14 protein-coding genes are annotated in these 17,688 nt (G+C 42.8%); 10 read left to right on the forward strand and 4 right to left on the reverse strand.

Annotated elements, in window-relative coordinates; genetic code table 11:
* The first annotated feature begins 39 nt into the window (after nucleotides 1–39).
* Genes NAF19_RS12425 through NAF19_RS12465 form a run of 9 tightly spaced genes read left to right on the forward strand, consistent with a single transcriptional unit; the run spans nucleotide 40 to nucleotide 10,725 of the window.
* Nucleotides 40–1,293 carry a glycosyltransferase gene (locus NAF19_RS12425; RefSeq protein WP_252790376.1) on the forward strand — a complete coding sequence of 418 codons (1,254 nt, stop codon included), beginning with the start codon at nucleotides 40–42 and terminating at the stop codon, nucleotides 1,291–1,293.
* Complete coding sequence (locus NAF19_RS12430; RefSeq protein ID WP_252790377.1) at nucleotides 1,290–2,474, forward strand: glycosyltransferase family 4 protein; 1,185 nt, start codon at nucleotides 1,290–1,292, stop codon at nucleotides 2,472–2,474. Before NAF19_RS12425 ends, NAF19_RS12430 begins: the two co-directional genes overlap by 4 nt.
* On the forward strand, nucleotides 2,471–3,868 hold the full coding sequence (locus NAF19_RS12435) for an exosortase Y-associated Wzy-like protein (protein ID WP_252790378.1): 1,398 nt from the start codon (nucleotides 2,471–2,473) through the stop codon (nucleotides 3,866–3,868). The genes NAF19_RS12430 and NAF19_RS12435 overlap by 4 nt, the downstream gene beginning before the upstream one ends.
* Complete coding sequence (locus NAF19_RS12440; protein WP_252790379.1) at nucleotides 3,865–4,998, forward strand: XrtY-associated glycosyltransferase XYAG1; 1,134 nt, start codon at nucleotides 3,865–3,867, stop codon at nucleotides 4,996–4,998. The genes NAF19_RS12435 and NAF19_RS12440 overlap by 4 nt, the downstream gene beginning before the upstream one ends.
* Complete coding sequence (locus tag NAF19_RS12445; RefSeq protein ID WP_252790380.1) at nucleotides 4,991–5,608, forward strand: class I SAM-dependent methyltransferase; 618 nt, start codon at nucleotides 4,991–4,993, stop codon at nucleotides 5,606–5,608. Before NAF19_RS12440 ends, NAF19_RS12445 begins: the two co-directional genes overlap by 8 nt.
* Entirely contained in the window at nucleotides 5,608–7,020 is a 1,413-nt protein-coding gene (gene xrtY, locus NAF19_RS12450; RefSeq protein ID WP_252790381.1) for an exosortase Y, read from the forward strand. The genes NAF19_RS12445 and xrtY overlap by 1 nt, the downstream gene beginning before the upstream one ends.
* Nucleotides 7,017–8,576 (forward strand): gliding motility protein RemB, encoded by a 1,560-nt coding sequence (locus NAF19_RS12455; protein ID WP_252790382.1) that lies wholly within the window; start codon nucleotides 7,017–7,019, stop codon nucleotides 8,574–8,576. Before xrtY ends, NAF19_RS12455 begins: the two co-directional genes overlap by 4 nt.
* A gap of 13 nt (nucleotides 8,577–8,589) precedes the next feature.
* The gene (locus NAF19_RS12460) at nucleotides 8,590–9,141 is read left to right on the forward strand and encodes a WcaF family extracellular polysaccharide biosynthesis acetyltransferase (protein WP_252790383.1); all 552 of its coding nucleotides are present in this window, start codon (nucleotides 8,590–8,592) and stop codon (nucleotides 9,139–9,141) included.
* The gene (locus NAF19_RS12465) at nucleotides 9,142–10,725 is read left to right on the forward strand and encodes a hypothetical protein (protein WP_252790384.1); all 1,584 of its coding nucleotides are present in this window, start codon (nucleotides 9,142–9,144) and stop codon (nucleotides 10,723–10,725) included. It abuts the gene before it with no gap.
* A gap of 1,508 nt (nucleotides 10,726–12,233) precedes the next feature.
* Here NAF19_RS12465 and NAF19_RS12470 read toward each other — a convergent pair.
* Entirely contained in the window at nucleotides 12,234–13,319 is a 1,086-nt protein-coding gene (locus tag NAF19_RS12470) for a transposase (protein ID WP_252790385.1), read from the reverse strand.
* A gap of 230 nt (nucleotides 13,320–13,549) precedes the next feature.
* Here NAF19_RS12470 and NAF19_RS12475 point away from each other — a divergent pair, with 230 nt between their 5' ends.
* Nucleotides 13,550–13,759, forward strand: a complete 210-nt coding sequence (locus NAF19_RS12475) for a helix-turn-helix transcriptional regulator (RefSeq protein WP_256484280.1) — start codon at nucleotides 13,550–13,552, stop codon at nucleotides 13,757–13,759.
* Between the two features lie 30 nt (nucleotides 13,760–13,789).
* On the opposite strand, the gene NAF19_RS12480 is transcribed toward NAF19_RS12475, so the two are convergent.
* The 3 genes from NAF19_RS12480 to NAF19_RS12490 all read right to left on the reverse strand — a co-directional run bounded on the left by NAF19_RS12480 (nucleotide 13,790) and on the right by NAF19_RS12490 (nucleotide 17,624).
* On the reverse strand, nucleotides 13,790–15,400 hold the full coding sequence (locus NAF19_RS12480; RefSeq protein ID WP_252790387.1) for a capsule assembly Wzi family protein: 1,611 nt from the start codon (nucleotides 15,398–15,400) through the stop codon (nucleotides 13,790–13,792).
* 169 nt (nucleotides 15,401–15,569) lie between these two features.
* Nucleotides 15,570–16,166, reverse strand: coding sequence for a hypothetical protein (locus tag NAF19_RS12485; protein WP_252790388.1), 597 nt, complete (start codon nucleotides 16,164–16,166; stop codon nucleotides 15,570–15,572).
* Nucleotides 16,167–16,214: 48 nt separating this feature from the next.
* On the reverse strand, nucleotides 16,215–17,624 hold the full coding sequence (locus tag NAF19_RS12490) for an IS630 family transposase (RefSeq protein ID WP_252790389.1): 1,410 nt from the start codon (nucleotides 17,622–17,624) through the stop codon (nucleotides 16,215–16,217).
* Between the last annotated feature and the right edge of the window lie 64 nt (nucleotides 17,625–17,688).

Below are 17,688 nucleotides of genomic sequence, written 5' to 3' on the forward strand. Positions count from 1 at the left end.
TTTCCCCCGTCAAATACGGCAGATTTACAACGCATAAGGATGAGCCTGCCTTATTTTAAGCAGTTTGAATGGGACGCAACGATCGTAGCCGTTGATGAAAAATATGGTGACGTCGTGCAGGATGATTTACTTACCGAAAGTTTACCGGCTGACTTAAAAATTTATAAAGTAAATGCCTTTAGCAAATCGATTACTGCAAAAGTTGGGTTGGGCAGTCTTGCGTTGCGCTCACTATGGCCTTTTTTAAAAAAGGTGAATGAGATTTTAAAAAAGGAGCGGTTTGATCTTATTTATTTTTCAACAACCCAGTTCCCGCTGTGTATTTTAGGCGCTTATTGGAAAAAACGTTTTGGTGTTCCTTACGTAATTGATATGCAGGACCCATGGCATTCTGAATATTATCAAGATAAGTCCAAGGATCAGCGCCCTCCTAAATACTGGTTTTCCTACCGTCTGCATAAATTTCTGGAACCTATCGCGATGAAAGCGGCGAGCGGGCTGATCAGCGTATCGCCCGATTATATCAGCGATTTAAAAAACAGGTACCCGTCCATAAAAGACATACCGTCGGCCGTTATTACTTTTGGCGCGTTTGAACCGGATTTGAAAATAGCAAATGATAATCGGCATAAATTTGAACCCTTGCTGCAAACCGGGTTTATCAATATTGTGTACGCCGGCCGCGGTGGCATGGATATGCAAAAAGCTGTTACTCCAGTATTCCTGGCATTAAAAAAAGGGTTGGCCGAAGATGCAGCGGTATTCAGCAAGCTACGGTTTTATTTTATAGGTACAAGTTATGCACCTGCAGGAACGGGTAAACCCACAATTTTACCACTGGCGAAAAAAATCGGGGTCGATTCGCAGGTGGTGGAGATAACTGACCGCATCAGTTATTATCATACTTTACTAACCTTGCAACAGGCAGACGCTTTATTTATACCCGGTTCAGACGATCCAAAATATACGGCTTCGAAAATCTATCCATATCTAATGACAGGCAAACCGTTAATGGCAATTTTTAACGATCGCAGCAATGCCTCCGGAGTGATAAAGGCCTGTTCAAACGATGCAGTACTATTGACCTTCGAGGAAGATCCGGGTTGTTTGACGGATAGCATTCATCAGACTTTAACAAACTGGGCCGTTGGCCGGCTAAAGCCAATCACGCTGACTGCAATTTTTAAAAACTACAGCGCCGAAGAACTCACAGGCAGACAGGTTAAGCTGTTTGAAAGGGCTATTGAATATTCTTCAGCAGGAATAATAACCGGAGTAGTTAAGATCAAATGAAGAAGTTGGCAATTATTACAACCCACCCGATTCAATATTACGCCCCGGTGTTCAAACTTTTATCTGAGCGTCAGCGGGTTGCCATAAAAGTATTTTATACACTGGGCCAACAAGCAACGGACTTGCCTGACAAGGGATTTAAACAAAATATTAGTTGGGACCTTCCTTTATTGGATGGCTACGAATTTGAATGGCTTAAAAATACAGCAAACTCGCCGGGTTCCCATCACTTTAAAGGAATCGTTAACCCCGATGGCATTTCACGGATAAGACAATACCAGCCTGATGCTTTACTTGTTTTTGGCTGGGCCTATTACGGTCACCTAAAAATCATTCATCATTTCAGCAATAAAGTGCCAGTTTACTTTCGCGGCGATTCAACCATGCTGCTGAAGTCCGGCATACTCAAACAAATGCTGCGCACTGTTTTTCTAAAGTGGGTTTATAGGCATATCGATCATGCATTTTATGTCGGTATGAATAATAAACACTATTTTGAAGAGTACGGGCTAACCGGGCGTCATCTCAGCTTCGCGCCACATGCTGTAGACAATGAAAGATTTGCCGCAGACAGGACCCCGGAAGCCGGCGAACTGCGTTCGTCGCTTGGCCTCAACTCACACGACATCCTGGTGCTGTACGCCGGAAAATTCGAACCGGTTAAGAATTTACCATTGCTGTTATCCGCATTTTCGATTTTGGACAGGCGGAATGTTCATTTACTCCTCGCAGGAAGCGGCAGCAGTGAAGAAGAGCTTCGAACCGCAGCGGCCGGGCGGGGAAATATTCATTTTACTGGTTTTAAAAATCAGTCTTATATGCCGGTGCTCTACCAGGCCGCCGATCTGTTTTGCCTGTCATCGAAAAGTGAAACGTGGGGATTAAGTGTCAATGAAGCGATGGCGTGTGGAAAAGCTATACTAACATCAGACCAGGTGGGTTGCGCCGCGGACCTGGTAAATAGTAAGAGAAACGGCGCTGTTTTTGAAAGTGAAAACGTGAACAGCCTGGTCGAAAAACTAAAACAAATGACGGAAAACAGGGACTTATTGGTTACATTCGGGCAGCAATCAAGTTCCATTATTAAATCGTGGAATTTCGATGAAATTGCACAAGCCATCGAAAATAAATTACTTTGTGAAGACAGCTCCGGTGACCGGGGAAATTCCACGCATTTATGAATCAAGAAAATGACTACGCGAAGCACCTGTTACTGTTTCTGCCATGGATTGCTTCCTGGGTCTTCTCATTTTCACCTGTCACGTCGTTCCTGGTAGCCTGGTCAGGTTCATTTTTTATTTTTTATGTTACGCTAACCGGGAAAATCAAAGCGTTGCCGCAGGACCGAAGCATTCCCGAACAGATTATGCGGCCGATATTCATCATCCAGATAATTTTCGCCGGCTATATGAGTTGCACCTCGATCTTTTATTTTCTAAATATAATGGGCTACCAATACCTGCAGCAGGTAAAAGGTATATTACTGGTCGATCCGGAAAAATTAGCGCTTACAGCACAATGCCAGCGTTATTATTGCCTGGGGCATGCCGCTTTTGTTTCAGGCATATTGATATTTATGAACTACCCGGTGAAACAAAAATATTATATAGAACCCGGAAAATTAGCCGGCCTGGTGATGAAAACAGCCATCGTTTCATTCCCGGTTTCAATCATCTTTCAACGGCTTCCCGGGCTGGCGCAATTTTATTTCCAGCTCAGCTCGCTCAGCTTTATTGCGGGCACCCTGGCGCTTGCCTTTGCTATCCCATTGCACAAATTACCGAACACGATAATTTGCCTGGCGTTTTATCTTTTTAATTTTTACCAGGCTTTCATTTCGGGCTTTAAAGAACCTATTATTCTCAGCGTATTAATTTTAGGGCTGTTTCTCTATCCCAGCTATAAAAAATTAGTCACCATAATATTCGGACCGGTATTGATTTTGTTATTCATATTCCTGCCTTCCTACGTCGCCAGTTTCCGTCAAAATGCCTGGTCAGGCGAAGAAACCGCGGAAGATGCTTCCAAAATTGCATTGGATGCCACTTTGAATAATAAGGATGATACTAACTGGGATTTCCTAGTCTATCGGCTGAGTGAAATCGATATGTTTACTTCATTCGTTAAATCGACACCGCAAAACGTAGATTATTACGGCACACAATTGCTCAAGCAGTCCGGCATCGCACTCATTCCCCGTATTTTCTGGCCTGCGAAACCCAGCACAGAAGATTTGGTTATGGAGCGGGTATATGATGCACGGGTGGTTAACCGGAGCTCAGATGTTTCTGCTAAACCTGCTTTTATTGTAGATGCCTACTTATCGTATGGCGGGGTCGGTGTCTTTATATTCCTTTTTGCATACGGTGCTATCGCACAATGGATAGACGGTAAGGCAGAGGGCCTCTTTGGCGGTTATATTTTAGGTACGGCTCTTATCTTCAGCGGGCTTTTCCAGATATTCTGGCGTGGTCTGAGCTTTGAATTTTTAATTAATTCAGTATTTTGGAGTTATATAACCATGCACATCATATTTAAGTTGCTGCGCTCAAAAAATATACTTAAAGAAATATGAAGGTTTTACAAATCTGCGCAGCTTATAAACCTGCATATATTTATGGGGGACCGACCATGTCGGTAGCTATGCTTTCCGAGCATTTGGCAAAGTCGGGAATCTATACGGAGGTTTACGCAACAACCGCCAACGGGAAGGAAGAATTGCCGGTTGAGCCCGGGAAACCTGTAATTGTGGACGGCGTAATGGTTACTTATTTTAAACGGCTTACAAAAGACCACAGCCATTTTTCCCCGGCACTTTTTAAAAAATTGTCGCGGGAGGCAAGGGGATTTGATGTGATCCATATCCATGCCTGGTGGAATTTGGTGTCGTTGTTTGCCTGCGCAATCGCCGTTATACGAAAGGTGCCTGTAGTTATATCACCAAGAGGTACCTTAAGTATCTATTCATTTAACAATAAAAACACTGGTAAAAAATCATTCGTTCATTACATGATAGGCAGGCGGCTGCTAAATAGCTGCCACATACACGTAACCTCTGCATATGAAGCTGTGGCAATAACTGACATCGTTAAACCCAAAACTATCACCAACCTGCCAAATTTTGTAAAGCTGCCGCTAAAACCGACGGCGGTGCAAGTTGACCCAAGCATTTTCAGGCTGATATTTTTTTCCAGGATAGAGCAGAAAAAAGGGCTGGATATTTTGCTCAATGCATTACCTGGCGTCGATTTTCCCTATACCTTAACGATTGCAGGCGATGGCGATACCAACTATATCCACACCTTAAAAGCGCTGGCGGATAAAAACAGGGTTGCAGCCAATATCAATTGGATTGGCTTTAGGGGCGATGAAAAATTTAGGCTGCTCGCCGGGCATGATCTGCTGGTATTGCCCTCGCACGATGAAAATTTTGGCAACGTGGTCATAGAAAGCCTAAGCGAGGGAACCGCTGTATTGACAACCCCCCGTGTGGGTTTGGCCGGATATATTATCACAAATAATTTTGGATGGGTATGCGAGCCTGATGCCGAATCATTAGGCATTATGATCAACACTATTTACCCAAATAAAGAGAAACTCGGGATCATACGTTCAACTGGCCCCCGCATCATCAGGAAAGATTTTGATGAAAATAAGTTGGTACAACGCTACACCGAAATGTATAATAAGATTATCAATGGCTGATTACCAGGATTACGGGTTCCATAGTGGTGGCCCCACGCACAACCTGGGTTACCAGTTGGATGAACTGTTGGGAATGATTGATAAACCTAAAAATCAATACATCCTTGATCTGGGCTGCGGCAACGGTTACCTTGTGAATTACTTGGTCGGACAGGGTTACAATGCCTATGGGACGGATGCCTCCGAAGAAGGTATTACAATCGCAAAAGAAACAAACCCCGGCCGCTTTTTTGTGCAGGACTTATCATCTGGTACCCTGCCGTCACAACTGCAGGAAATACCCTTTGATACTATTATATCAACCGAGGTGATCGAGCATTTATACAACCCGCAGGCCTTTATTGATTTTTGTAAACAACAGCTACAACCAGGTGGTGAGCTTATTATCACAACGCCCTACCACGGATATCTAAAAAATTTAACACTGAGTATTTTTAACAAATGGGACAGCCATATGGACCCTCTATGGCTGGGCGGCCATATCAAATTATGGTCCAGAAAGACCTTGACAAGAGCTTTAACGAATTCCGGGTTCACCATTACCAGATTCAGGGGGTGCGGGAGATTTCCTTATTTTTGGAAAAGCATGATTATTAAGGCAAGGCTCTAATGACCACTCAGTTTTCATTTATCATCATCACATACAACGAAGAAATTCACCTGCCCCGGCTGCTGGCATCAATTAAAAATCTTGACGCGCCAGTTTTCGTGTTAGATTCCGGCAGTACGGATGCTACTGTCGCAATCGCAAAAGACTTTGGCGCGACGGTTTTACAACATGCCTTCGAAAACCATCCCAAACAATGGGATTTCGCGCTAAAGAATTTTGACGTCAGGACGCCTTGGGTAATTTGCCTGGACGCCGACCAGGTAGTTACCCCGGAGCTAAACAGCCGGCTAAGTTCCTTCAATGATGCAGATTACCGGGAGATAAACGGTATTTACTTTAACCGCAAAAACTATTTCAAGGGCCGCTGGGTCAGGAATGGCGGCTACTCCCCTTTTTATCTATTAAAAATGATACGTTTTGGTACCGGTTATTCCGATCTGAATGAGAATATGGATCACCGGCTAATCGTCCCGGGGAAGACTGTTATTTGGAAAGAAGGCTTTATTATCGAGGAAAATTTAAAAGAAAACAAAATCAGCTTTTGGATAGCCAAACACAACCGTTATAGTGATTTGGTAGCGCAGGAAGAAGTCGAGCGCCTGATGCAAATGCGTACGCAAACAGTAAACCCACAATTTTGGGGTACGCCGGATGAGCGTACTGCCTGGCTGAAACAACTTTGGTGGAGGTTGCCGCGGTATGTCAGGCCAATGCTTTATTTTATGTATCGTATCTTTTTCCAGCTGGGCATTTTAGACGGGCGTACCGGAGTAATTTTTCATTTCCTGCAGGCCTTTTGGTTCCGCCTGGTAGTCGATATCAAGATAGATGAAATATTAAAACAAGAGGAAGACACCAAAATTCCTCCCGAAAATAATTCATCGCCAGTGAAATTTGTGCTGGTATTTATTGCCCTGTTCGCCGTGTTTTATTATTTTAATATAATTTATTTCGGTCTTACTTCGCCGGGCAATCATTATAGTGCGTTCCTGGCAACCCATCTCAATTATATCCGCGGTTTAAGGTGGTTGCTATTAAAAAGCACCGTACAGGTGCTTGGCTTGTTTGGGTATACCGCCATCAGCAATGATTATGAATTATTGGTACCCGGGCACCAGGTCCTCGTGTTGGTTTATTCCTGCCTTGGGCTCGGCGTAATGAGCTTCTTTGCTGCGTTTGTACTCGCCTACCCCATAAAGTTTAAATCAAAAATCATCTTTCTCTTAAGCGGTCTGCTTGGTATACAGATTTTAAATGTCACCAGGTTGGTGTTGCTGGCGTTGTTCTGGAGCAGCCGTGAAAACAGGCTTATTGACCACCACACCATATTTAATATCATCTTATATATAATAATCTCCATAACGCTTTACTTCTGGGTAAAACGAAACGACGGTACAATACTTAACTCATGAAAAAACTTTCCATTTTTGGGTTTGCCTTATTCTTTTCAATCATGCTAAGCCATGCGCAATCAGTGTACCTGCCATATTCCTACCAGCTCGATCAAAAATTCAATCCGGTCATTTATTCGGTTAAAAGTCCGCTGCATACTTCGTTAAAGCCATTCCTCGTTGACAGCACGCTGGCTACGCTCTATAATGCCATTATGAACCGGGGGGTTGACAGTAGCCGCAGAACCTGGATTGCCCGTAAGTTGTTTAATGAGCATGTTTTTGACGTAAAAACAAAAAAGTATACTTTTTATGCCGATTACCTGCCCGATTTGACCGCGGGGCGTGATTTTAGCGATAAAATCAAAACTTACCTGAATACACGCGGTTTCCAGGTGGGCGGTACAATTGGCAGTAAATTCTCATTTTACTCAAGCGGTTTTGAAAACTCGGCGAGGTTCGCGGGGTATTACAGCGATGTAGTAAATAAAATCGCATTTGTGCCCGGGCAGGCTTACAGTCGCAGTTATTCCGGCCTCACACAAGGAAGCTCGGACTGGTCATATGCGACCGCAATTGTTTCTTACACGCCCATCCGGCAACTCAACATCACAATGGGTACTGACAAAACATTTATCGGCGATGGTTATCGTTCGTTATTGTTATCCGACTTTGCAGCCAACTACCCGCTGTTGCGCTTAACAGCCAACCTGGGCAACTTACAATACATGCTCATGTGGGCCAACCTGGAGGATATCAACCTGCCTAAATTTGACACTTTTGGCAGCAACCGCCGCAAATGGGCGGCTTTTCATTACCTTGACTGGAATATAACCAACAGGATTTCAGTTGGATTCTTTCATGCCGTGATTGCCCAGGAGGCGGATGATAACGGAAACTTTCACGGTTTTGACGCCAACCTGGTTAACCCGCTGTATTTTTCAGGAAAGATCGGGCCGGCGATGCAGCCGGATAATATACTGGCAGGGTTTACCGCAAAATATAAAATCCTCGACAAAGCTGCGTTATATGGACAGTGGTTGATGGACAACACCAATAGCGATGGTTACCAGCTGGGCCTCCGTGGCGCTGACCTGTTAGGTGTTAAGGGTTTAAACTACCTGGCAGAGTACAACAGCGTAAAGCCTTATACCTACATGAGCCCGCGGATAATTACCAATTATACCGACTACAGCCAGCCGCTGGGAGACCCGTTAGGTGCAAATTTCAGGGAGGCTATTGCTATACTGAATTACTCCACCGGGAACTTTGACTTTATGGGCCAGGTAAACTATGCCAGGTATGGCCGCAGCCCGGCTGGCAGCAATTATGGGGATGACCTGACTTACCCGCTATCGTCTGCCTCTATTTCAAACCATTCGATTGGCCAGGGCGTACCAACAACGCTTACTTATGCAGAGGGCACGGCTTCTTATCTCATCAATCCCAAATATAACCTGCGGTTTGAACTTGGCGGGCTGATCCGAAATGAAAAAAATGATGTAAGCAGCCGGAAAACCGTTCAGGTAACGTTTGGCCTGCGCAGTACCTTCCGTGGATTTTACCACGATTTTTAACATAAAAACAGCGATGCAGCAAACAGACCTGTCAACATACAATAATTTCCCCTTTCACCCGGGCGGGAGTGGCTTAAAAAGACTGTTGTGGTTTTATGTCAATGCAATTTTTCTTAAAAGCAGTTTCCAGCCGTCATCCCGTATAAAAGTTTTCTGTCTAAGGTTGTTTGGCGCGAAAATCGGCAACGGCGTGACCATAAAACCAGGTGTAAACGTAAAATATGCCTGGCACTTAAGCATAGCCAACCATAGTTGGATCGGTGAAAATGTTTGGATCGATTGCCTGGTTCCGGTTAACATTGGCAGCAACGTTTGTATTTCCCAGGGCGCTGTACTGCTTACCGGAAGCCACGACTATAAAAAGACGAGTTTCGATCTGATCACCGCAAGTATTACACTGGAAGAAGGTGTTTGGATCGGCGCATGTGCTGTCATTAACCTTGGCGTCACTGCAGCTTCCCACGCGGTTTTAACCAGCGGTTCCGTGGCCACTAAAAACCTTGATACCTATTCAATTTACCAGGGCAACCCTGCAGTAAAAGTCCGCAACAGAAATATTGCTTAAATGATGCCATCGCAACAACCAAACTTTCACAAAACTATTTTATGGACTATTGGGATAGCTGTATTGGCTATGGGTGTACTGCTGGTGTTAATTCCGCCGGCACTTTTTCCAGACCCGGCCAATGGTTTCCAGGTACTGCGCTGCATGCAACTGGGCGGCCCCTTTAACACCATGGTGGCCCCCGACCAAAGCGATATAGCTCAAAATTATACTGAGTTCATAACATGGTGGTCGCCCGGGCAATATTTGGTGCCGTATTTTTTTAAGTTGATTGCTGGCGTTAATACAGGGCAGGCTATGGCAATCACCGTTGCGTTGGGCCAACTATGTGGACTGGCCGGTTTTTACACCTTTTTTAGAAAAATTGGCTTTGCGCCTATGATATCAGCATTTAGCCTTTTATTTATTATTTGCCAGGTTGCATTTTTTGTTCCATATGTTTTTTATACCGGGGGGGAGATTCTGTTGTTTGCTTTTGAAGGCTGGTTTTTGTATGGCTGCGTTGCACTGCAAAAGCCGGACTGGAAATTATTGCTTTTCGTGCTTCTATCCGGCTGGATAGGCTTCTTTTTTAAATCTTCTTTTTTATGGATGTATGTCGCCGGTTCGTGCTGTTTATGGATACGCCTGTCAATGGGCAGTAAAGGCGTCGTGGAATGGATAAAAAGGGGTTTATGGATAGGTGTGCCTGCTGCATTATCGCTTGCAGCTATTTATATATTATTCCTTTCAAAAGGACAAAGCCCGGCGACGGTTTCAAAAGGGTTTAAACTAACTACAGCCACATTTAGCTTCCCGCTATCAACGCCGCTGCTTTCAGGATTCTCATTGGATGATTTTTTTCATGGGCTGCTGTATAACTTTGGGAAACCCATGTTTAGTCATTTCTGGTCGGTTGCGATTGTATTTAGCCTGGCCATATTAAGCTTGTTGTTAATTTGGGCACTGATAAAGTCCGTCCACAATAACAATTACCGGCTCTTTATTTTCGTTTTTTATTTCGGCGCATTATTGTTTTTTGGCTTTGCTTATCTAAAGCAACTGAACATATCTTACGAGGCCCGTCATTTCCGCATTATTGGTATACTGATAGCGCCGGGATTGATTTACATGGTAAGCAGGTTAAAGCGCGGATACCAATTGGCGTTTACGGTAGTTTGCCTGTGCATCGCCGGTTATAGTGTTAACTACGTGATAAAGGGTTATAATATCAACAAAAATCTCAGTGCAAAAGGCACAACAGGGATATCGCAGATTAACATCGACCAGCCATCATTAAACGCCATCATGAAGCTTGATAGGGAGAACAAAAATGCGCTATTTGTTTTTATAGCCAACGATGTAAGCCTGGAGATCCTGCGCAATCGTGTTATCAATCTTTCGCCTATTGGAGATGATTATAAAATTGATATGGATGACTACAAGTACGATGGGTTTGCCGGCCCATTATTTATCATTCTGCCCGAGACCTACAATGGCCCAAAGGAGAAGTTGGTAATGAAATCGTTTCCTGGGTATACTGGTTTTAACCTTTCTATGTTAAGCGATAAATATGTATTGTACGAAGCTAGGATGAAAAAATAACGTTAATCGCTTTTTTTGTTCTTTGATTCCTGTAACTGCCTGTCCTGGCCCCAATAATCCACCTGCATCCAATATTCAACATTTTTTTTCGATTTAACGAGATATACGCAACTGGCAAGCGTAACAATAGGTGCGCCGGTCGCCTCCTATCCATTGATGTCCCCCCATCAGTTTAGCAACATCCTTCCATCAAACATATAATTTCTCCCCTCTGCGGTCATATCAACAGCCTCCAATTTAAATGCCCAAAATACTGTTTAAGGTCACTAAATCCTGCTTCTTTTTTTCTCAAGCGTGGCCGTGTGATTTTCCGGCGTTTCAATTTTTACTGAATAAAAACTTAGCTACCGGCTAAATATAGCATAGCTTTTTATGTGTGTCGACCAGATCTGAGATTTTCAAGAAAAATATTTAGAACTTATTTTGAGTTTTCCTTGACGATTTGGCCAATAGTTCCTGTTGGTATTCCAAGTAAATAAAACAAACATATTGTTTTATTTACTTTCCGGTTCATCTGCAATTGAGGTTATAGATTATCTGTTAAAATAATTTATATGTTAGCTCGCAACATAAATAAGTTCTCATCATGTCTGATTCGATGGAAAAGTGCGCTCGCGGGCTTTTAGATTAATGAGCTTGTTTACACCTTACTTTTTGGGATTTCCATAACTGGGCTGCAGCTGTTTATGTTTAGCTAACGCATTTAGAATATTTAAAAAGCAGCGAGAATTAAATCTCTTGTTAGGTTTTGATGTAATAAATATAATATTCACCTCGCTGTTCTTACGTTGAAATGGACGAATTATGCGAAGGCCTTCTTCCCGTGAACAGATCTGTTTTTCTAATGCTACAAATGAGTGCCCCCCATTTTATTCATTAGAAACCATAGTTGGTGTTAGTCCTCAACAGCATTTAATTTATCCAGCTCCATCGTTCTAGCTAGCAAAAATTAAAATGGCGGGCTTAAAACAGTAACAGGTTTTTTAAATCCTATTGTTTTAAATAAGTCCCCCGCCATTTATTTTTTAAAGGAATCACCAAGATTGCGCATTTTTAGTAAGTTCTTTTCCGGATAGTAAATTTATAAAGTAGCGGGAATTAAAACGATACATAGGCTTTAACCTGATAAAAGGGATAATTATCCCGCTACTATTTCTTCGATAATGCATTCTAATAAAAAATCAGTGGTCTTAAACCAGTGAACTGGTTATTCTTTCCTATCGTTATAAACCAGTCCCCTCCATTTTAATCATTTAAAACCGTAACTGGCGTTAATGTTTAACAGCTTTAAATTAAAGCTCGCTTGATATTTTGGTAAAATTAAAATGACAGGCTTAGGATAGTTACAGGTATATAAATCCTATTGCTTCAAATAAGTCCCGTGCCATTTAATTCGCTAAGGTACGTCAGGAGTTTATACAGATTAGATCTGACCTTTTAAAACACAATATTATCCTGTTGGTATTTGGTAAACCCGTTGCCGAATCCAATATAATTTTATCAATTCTTTAATTTTCGGCTACGGCTGTTTCGGTTGATGTTTCCGGGACATCAATCAAATAGCCTGAGACGTAGTCTTTTGAGTAGCAACGGTCCTGATTTACGCACGCAAAAATTCTTAAAATTAGTTTGTTGCGAACCGCATTGATTGTCGACATTTTGGACTTCTTTTCCATCACAGTCTTTCTTTCGTAATATAACCGGATTTTTTCGTCATACCGTATCGCTTGCATCGCACAGATATGCAAAAGTGATTTCATTTTTTTATTCGCAGCTTTTGACACCCTCGCCCTTATCACCCCGGTTCCCGTCCCCGACTCTTTTTTAAAGGGCGCTACCCCTGAATAACACGCGAATTTCTTCGGGCTTTTAATGTTTTTAAACTCATTAGTGCATATCAACAATTGCACAGCCGATACCGGGCCAACTCCTGGCACCGAAGTGATGATTTGATTTAGTCTTTTTAAGCGATCGTCTGAATTAATGACCCTATCAATGGCGGTCCTTAATTCGGCTAAATCTGCCACGATTGCCTTCACGGTCCGCTTACAGCGCTCAGTGCTTAAAGTTTGCAATTCCTTATTAACAAAATTAGCTTGCTCCTTGAGCGGGTTTTTCATCATGACACCCACACTTGTCAGTCTGATCCACAAGGTATTTAAGCAAATTAGTTGTTGCATTATCAGACGTCGCTCACCAAGTAGCGGCAGCTCGTCCCGGTTTTTCCAGCTGTACTTGGCAATCCGGATAGAATCAATCTTATCATCTTTTCCTCTTATTAACCCCAGCGAGTTTTTAATATGAACTGCATTTCCTACATTGATATTTGCATTCAAGGACCTTAAGGAATTTACAAGGTGATTGCAATAAAAACCGGTGTCTTCCATGCAAAATACCGCCTTTGCAATTTTAAATCCTTCAAGGCATTCAAGTTCTTCTAAAAACCCAAGAATAGCTTCCGGCTCGTTCTTTGCCACCCTGTGAAATAATAAATCCTTCCCCTGCATCACTGCATAATCCAGTTTGTTTTTTGAAACATCAATACCAATGAAATAAGTATACTTTTTAGGTTTAACTGTTTTTTGTGCTTTCATGAATTATAAAACTATTGACGCGTTAATCCGAGATGGAAAATGCAACCTCGGGTAGTATGCAGTTTTCCAGTACCTGGTCACGAGCCTTAGAAAGAAAGTACAAATTTATAAAAAATAAAGTAAAAGCATAATTAAATAAATTATTCTTTTACTTTAATAAACCTTTACTTTAATAAAGACAAAAAATCATATATTTCACGCTTATTATATTTGTTTTACATCGAAAATAAATGGGTAAAACAAATTATAATCGCATCAAATCTGTGTTGGCTGAAAAAAATATGACAAACAAAGATTTGGCAGATACGCTCGGTGTAACCCGCGTTTCAGTTTCAAACTGGTGCACTAATGACTCCCAGCCGTCAATAAAAATGCTATTCGAAATTGCGGCAGTTTTAGATGTAGATGTAAGGTCGTTGTTGGTTAGTAACAAGCCTTAAATGAAAGGTTCCTGATTATACTTGTTGCAATTAATGTGTTTTGTAACTCGCCAGATCATTATACAGGCCGCGGAAGGTGCTCCGCAATCCAATAATTATCATTGATGTCTTATCATGAAATTCGGCATTCTTTTCATCCCTGAAAATGCCGCCAAGTTCAATCCGTAGGTTGTATTTAGGGTTTATCAAGTAAGCAACTTTACCCTCGGCGTAAAACATGTTAGTAGTTAAGCCCTGGCCAATATAATTTCCGTTTTGTTTAACCGCTAAAGTATAATCCTGGAATGGATCTTTTCCATAGTCAAATCCATCCGAATCCAGACCATAGTGACCGTAGTCAACTTCACCTGAAAAGTCAAATCGTTTATAAGAATAGTTCAACAAACCGACAAACTCCCTGAAATTGGCACCCCATGGATGTGCCAGCATTTCCCCATTTTCGGTATAGCTGATAATCGGGCCGCGTTCCGAATAGGTATATGGACGGGACGCATTGGTCTCGGCCAGGTAATTGAGCCCGCGCACACCAAATAGGTCGGCGCCCCGGAAACCAAATTGCCAACTGTACTTATTACGGTAGCCGCCCGGGTTTGAAAAAAAACTCGCGGACTCAAACTCGTCCAATGCAAACTGGCCATATGCTGTAATACCATCGGTAATTTTATACTTGCTGGTAAAGCCAATCAGGGCATTATCCGGAGAGCCGTTTAAAGCTTCAACCGGCCTTAGGAATATAATAGGGTTTACGTACGAAAAATCGAATGGTCGTGAATGGCCCGCATCATCTTTATTGTAAAAGATAATAGCGTCAAAAAAGCCAACTGAGAACCGGTTAGTAACGTTCCAGTCGAGATAATGAAAAACCCCGCCTTTTTTGCGGTTATTACCCGCGGCGTCTAAATCAACCGGATCGGTAAAACTGGCCCACATGGCCATGTACCTTACATTGCCAAGGGTTGCCGTTAACCTGAAGAATGGGTAAGGCGATGCCGCGTCTGACAGTAAAAGCGAACGGTAACCATCGCCAATAAATGTTTTGTCGCGCCCGGCCGAAATATTCAGAAAACTGGTGGGCGTATAAGATGCTGTTGCGGTGATATAATCCCAGTCGTATCCGTTTGCTTTATAAACTTTGGCGTAAGCCTGCCCGGGTATAATTCCGGTTTGATTAATGTAGGTAGCCAGGTATGGGGGCACAACCGCGCTATTTTCGTAACCCGCTACATAATAGCTGAATTTATTGCCAAACGTACCTCCAACCTGCAGACCGAGTGACACGTTGTTGGTATTCAGTTTATTCGAAAAATCCCTGCCAATGGCAAAATCGGGCAGCAAATCAGCATAAAATGTGGAGTTGGGGCCTTTATAATCAATTAAATGCTCGTTAAATAATTTAGCATAAACCCCGCCTTGCGATTTGCCATCGCTGCCGTAATTCATTAAAGAATCGTAGCGGCGTTTTATCACGGAGTCATCAGCAAAAAATGGCCTTAACGAACTGTGCTGCCTGGTTTTGGTTGAATAAACATCGGCATTAAGTTTTTGATAAAACTGGTACGAATACTGCTGATATATTGATTGTGACCGGGCTGCGCCAGCCACAGTTAGAAGCAACAGTAGAGCACCAAATATTTTCTTCATAATGCCGGTATTAGTTTTTATTCAAATCAGGAAAACTCCTCATGCAATAATATTCAATTTTATTGTAAATCCGGGACCACCGAAGCGTCAATAGTTTATTTAAATGAAATCAATTTTCAATTGTTTTGGTTCCACTTTGTAATTTGATAGTCCTTTGTTTTGCTTAAATTTAAACACCGTAATCTTTCAGCAATTCATTCCGGATTACGTTTTTATCCTGCTCAAGTTTTGCGTAAACAGCCTCGTAATGGTTGCACATATCAAAAACAGCCATGGCATATTTTCCCAGTATCGCTTCTTTTTCCTCAGGTACGGCATTTTTCAACCGGCCGGTCAGGTCAAGGATATTCAAATGGAGCTTGCGGCTTTGCGCGTTAACCGCCTGTATTTCGTTCGGTGTGAACGATACATTGAAATAAAGCGTGATCAGGTTATATTTCCAATTTTCAGCATTCAGCTTATCGAGATGAGCCGTAAATTGCTTCACCTCCGTTTTAAGTGACTCGAGGCTTGCCTCCCCTCTTGAGGTGTTAAAATTCTTCCAGAACTCGATGTTCTTACGGATTACAGCCATCATCTCCCCGTTCATATAATAGAAGTTCTCCCCTATTTCGATTTTCCTGTTTTGAAACTGGTTATTCACTTCGAAATTATGTTTTCTATTATCAGTAAAATAGTTGTTTATAGCTGCAACAATTTGCGCCAGTATAGCCCCCGTCATTCCTGACAAGGCGCTGACCCCGAATAATGCCAGATTTGTTTCCATAATGCGATAGGCCCAAAAATAAGAAAACAATCGCAAATACTAAAATAATTAGTAATTATAAGTGCGCTTCCGGCCTTTCATCAGCCTTTCTTTACAGTTTTGATTTTCATCAAAAACCGGGGCGACAATTTCCTTTCCCCATATTTTATTGCCGGCCTTCTGGGGATTAAACCGGAAGTGTTCGTTTCTGTCTGAAAAATAGCGGTCCATAGCTGCCTGGCACTCCTCGACAGAACTGTAGTCACTGTTATGGATAATGGCCCTTGCCATGCCGCTGAAGACGGATTCGATGACATTCAGGTATGGCGATGACGAAGGCAGTGGCGCAAGTTCAAATTGCGGCGTACCGTGCAGGCGGCGGTAGGTTTTTGTGTTGATTTTTTTAAGGTGCCCCATCAATATTTTCGACGAATGCCAGGACGCAGCGTCCCACGATAGGTACAGTTTGTCATCAGTTCGGTACTGGTCGCTCAGCACCCCTATAAGTTTGATCATTTCCGCGGTATTCTTTCCCCGCGAATAAAAATGGGTGACCTGGTTTGTGGAGAGCTCAAGTGCGGCGGTCATAACAAACCATCCTTTTCCCCGTTGAAACTTTGGGATTGATTTGATTTCCCCTGCTTTGGTCAGGGTCCGTCCCCCCCGGATCCTGATGCTGGCCGGTCCGTATTCGTCTATGGAGAAAAACTTTTCACCGGCCTTCAGACCGGATAGAATGCGTTTGATGTTGTCCAGCTTTGCCTTGAAATCTTTATCATGGCTGACGAGCCTTTCAATTGATCGCTGAAAACGGTAACCCATTATCCCCAGGTGATCGCCAATTGCATCTCTCGACAGGCTGCTTCCGTATTCCTTTGCGTAAGCACGTGACAGCGCTGCCAGGCTCCAGGCTGCACGGTTCTGGCCATGGTGCTTCGGGGTTTGCTGGAGAAGTTTGAGAATATTCGCCTGCTTCACCTTGTTGCTTTCCACAATTTTCGGGTTCACGAATGGCTTGCGCTGCAGGCCTTCCATGCCTTTCAACTTGTAGGCGGCTATCCATTTAAGGATTGATTCCTGGGATAGTTCAATCTGGGCCGAAATTTCTGCTATTGGTCTATTCAGGAAAGAATCCTGGATAATGACCGCCTTTCGCCACAACTCGGTGTCAGTAAAATGGCGCCATCCGTTAAGGACCTCCCAATCCGGTTCCGGGATTTTGGTAACATGTACCGGATAGTATTTGCAGATATGATTTTCTTTTTGCCATTTTTTAAAATATTTATAAAAGTTATTGATCGAGCAGCCTTTAGGATAAATGAGACGATAGCGTTTCCATAAATCAATTTTATACAGGCAGGTTGTCGTGGTTTCTTCAACCAGGCTGGGAAGAACGCTCAGCAATTCGTTATGATAACGTTCTTTGTGACTATTCCGGGGAAACTGACCACTCCATTCCGTGGCAAACTGACCAGGCAATTCCCTGGCGAACGGGTTCAGCGAGAGCTGTAAAAGCGTTGTGTTAAAAGTAGTTATTTAAAAG

It is taken from the genome of Mucilaginibacter flavidus, from assembly GCF_024055575.1.
Taxonomy (GTDB): domain Bacteria; phylum Bacteroidota; class Bacteroidia; order Sphingobacteriales; family Sphingobacteriaceae; genus Mucilaginibacter; species Mucilaginibacter flavidus.

Coding starts and splice junctions, on each gene's coding strand:
- NAF19_RS12485 (WP_252790388.1), bottom strand. CDS start 16,166: ATGGAAACAAATCTGGCATTATTCGGGGTCAGCGCCTTGTCAGGAATG.
- NAF19_RS12465 (WP_252790384.1), top strand. CDS start 9,142: ATGATGCCATCGCAACAACCAAACTTTCACAAAACTATTTTATGGACT.
- NAF19_RS12470 (WP_252790385.1), bottom strand. CDS start 13,319: ATGAAAGCACAAAAAACAGTTAAACCTAAAAAGTATACTTATTTCATT.
- NAF19_RS12460 (WP_252790383.1), top strand. CDS start 8,590: ATGCAGCAAACAGACCTGTCAACATACAATAATTTCCCCTTTCACCCG.
- NAF19_RS12445 (WP_252790380.1), top strand. CDS start 4,991: ATGGCTGATTACCAGGATTACGGGTTCCATAGTGGTGGCCCCACGCAC.
- NAF19_RS12440 (WP_252790379.1), top strand. CDS start 3,865: ATGAAGGTTTTACAAATCTGCGCAGCTTATAAACCTGCATATATTTAT.
- NAF19_RS12475 (WP_256484280.1), top strand. CDS start 13,550: ATGGGTAAAACAAATTATAATCGCATCAAATCTGTGTTGGCTGAAAAA.
- NAF19_RS12480 (WP_252790387.1), bottom strand. CDS start 15,400: ATGAAGAAAATATTTGGTGCTCTACTGTTGCTTCTAACTGTGGCTGGC.
- NAF19_RS12435 (WP_252790378.1), top strand. CDS start 2,471: ATGAATCAAGAAAATGACTACGCGAAGCACCTGTTACTGTTTCTGCCA.
- xrtY (WP_252790381.1), top strand. CDS start 5,608: ATGACCACTCAGTTTTCATTTATCATCATCACATACAACGAAGAAATT.
- NAF19_RS12455 (WP_252790382.1), top strand. CDS start 7,017: ATGAAAAAACTTTCCATTTTTGGGTTTGCCTTATTCTTTTCAATCATG.
- NAF19_RS12430 (WP_252790377.1), top strand. CDS start 1,290: ATGAAGAAGTTGGCAATTATTACAACCCACCCGATTCAATATTACGCC.
- NAF19_RS12425 (WP_252790376.1), top strand. CDS start 40: ATGAGCCTGCCTTATTTTAAGCAGTTTGAATGGGACGCAACGATCGTA.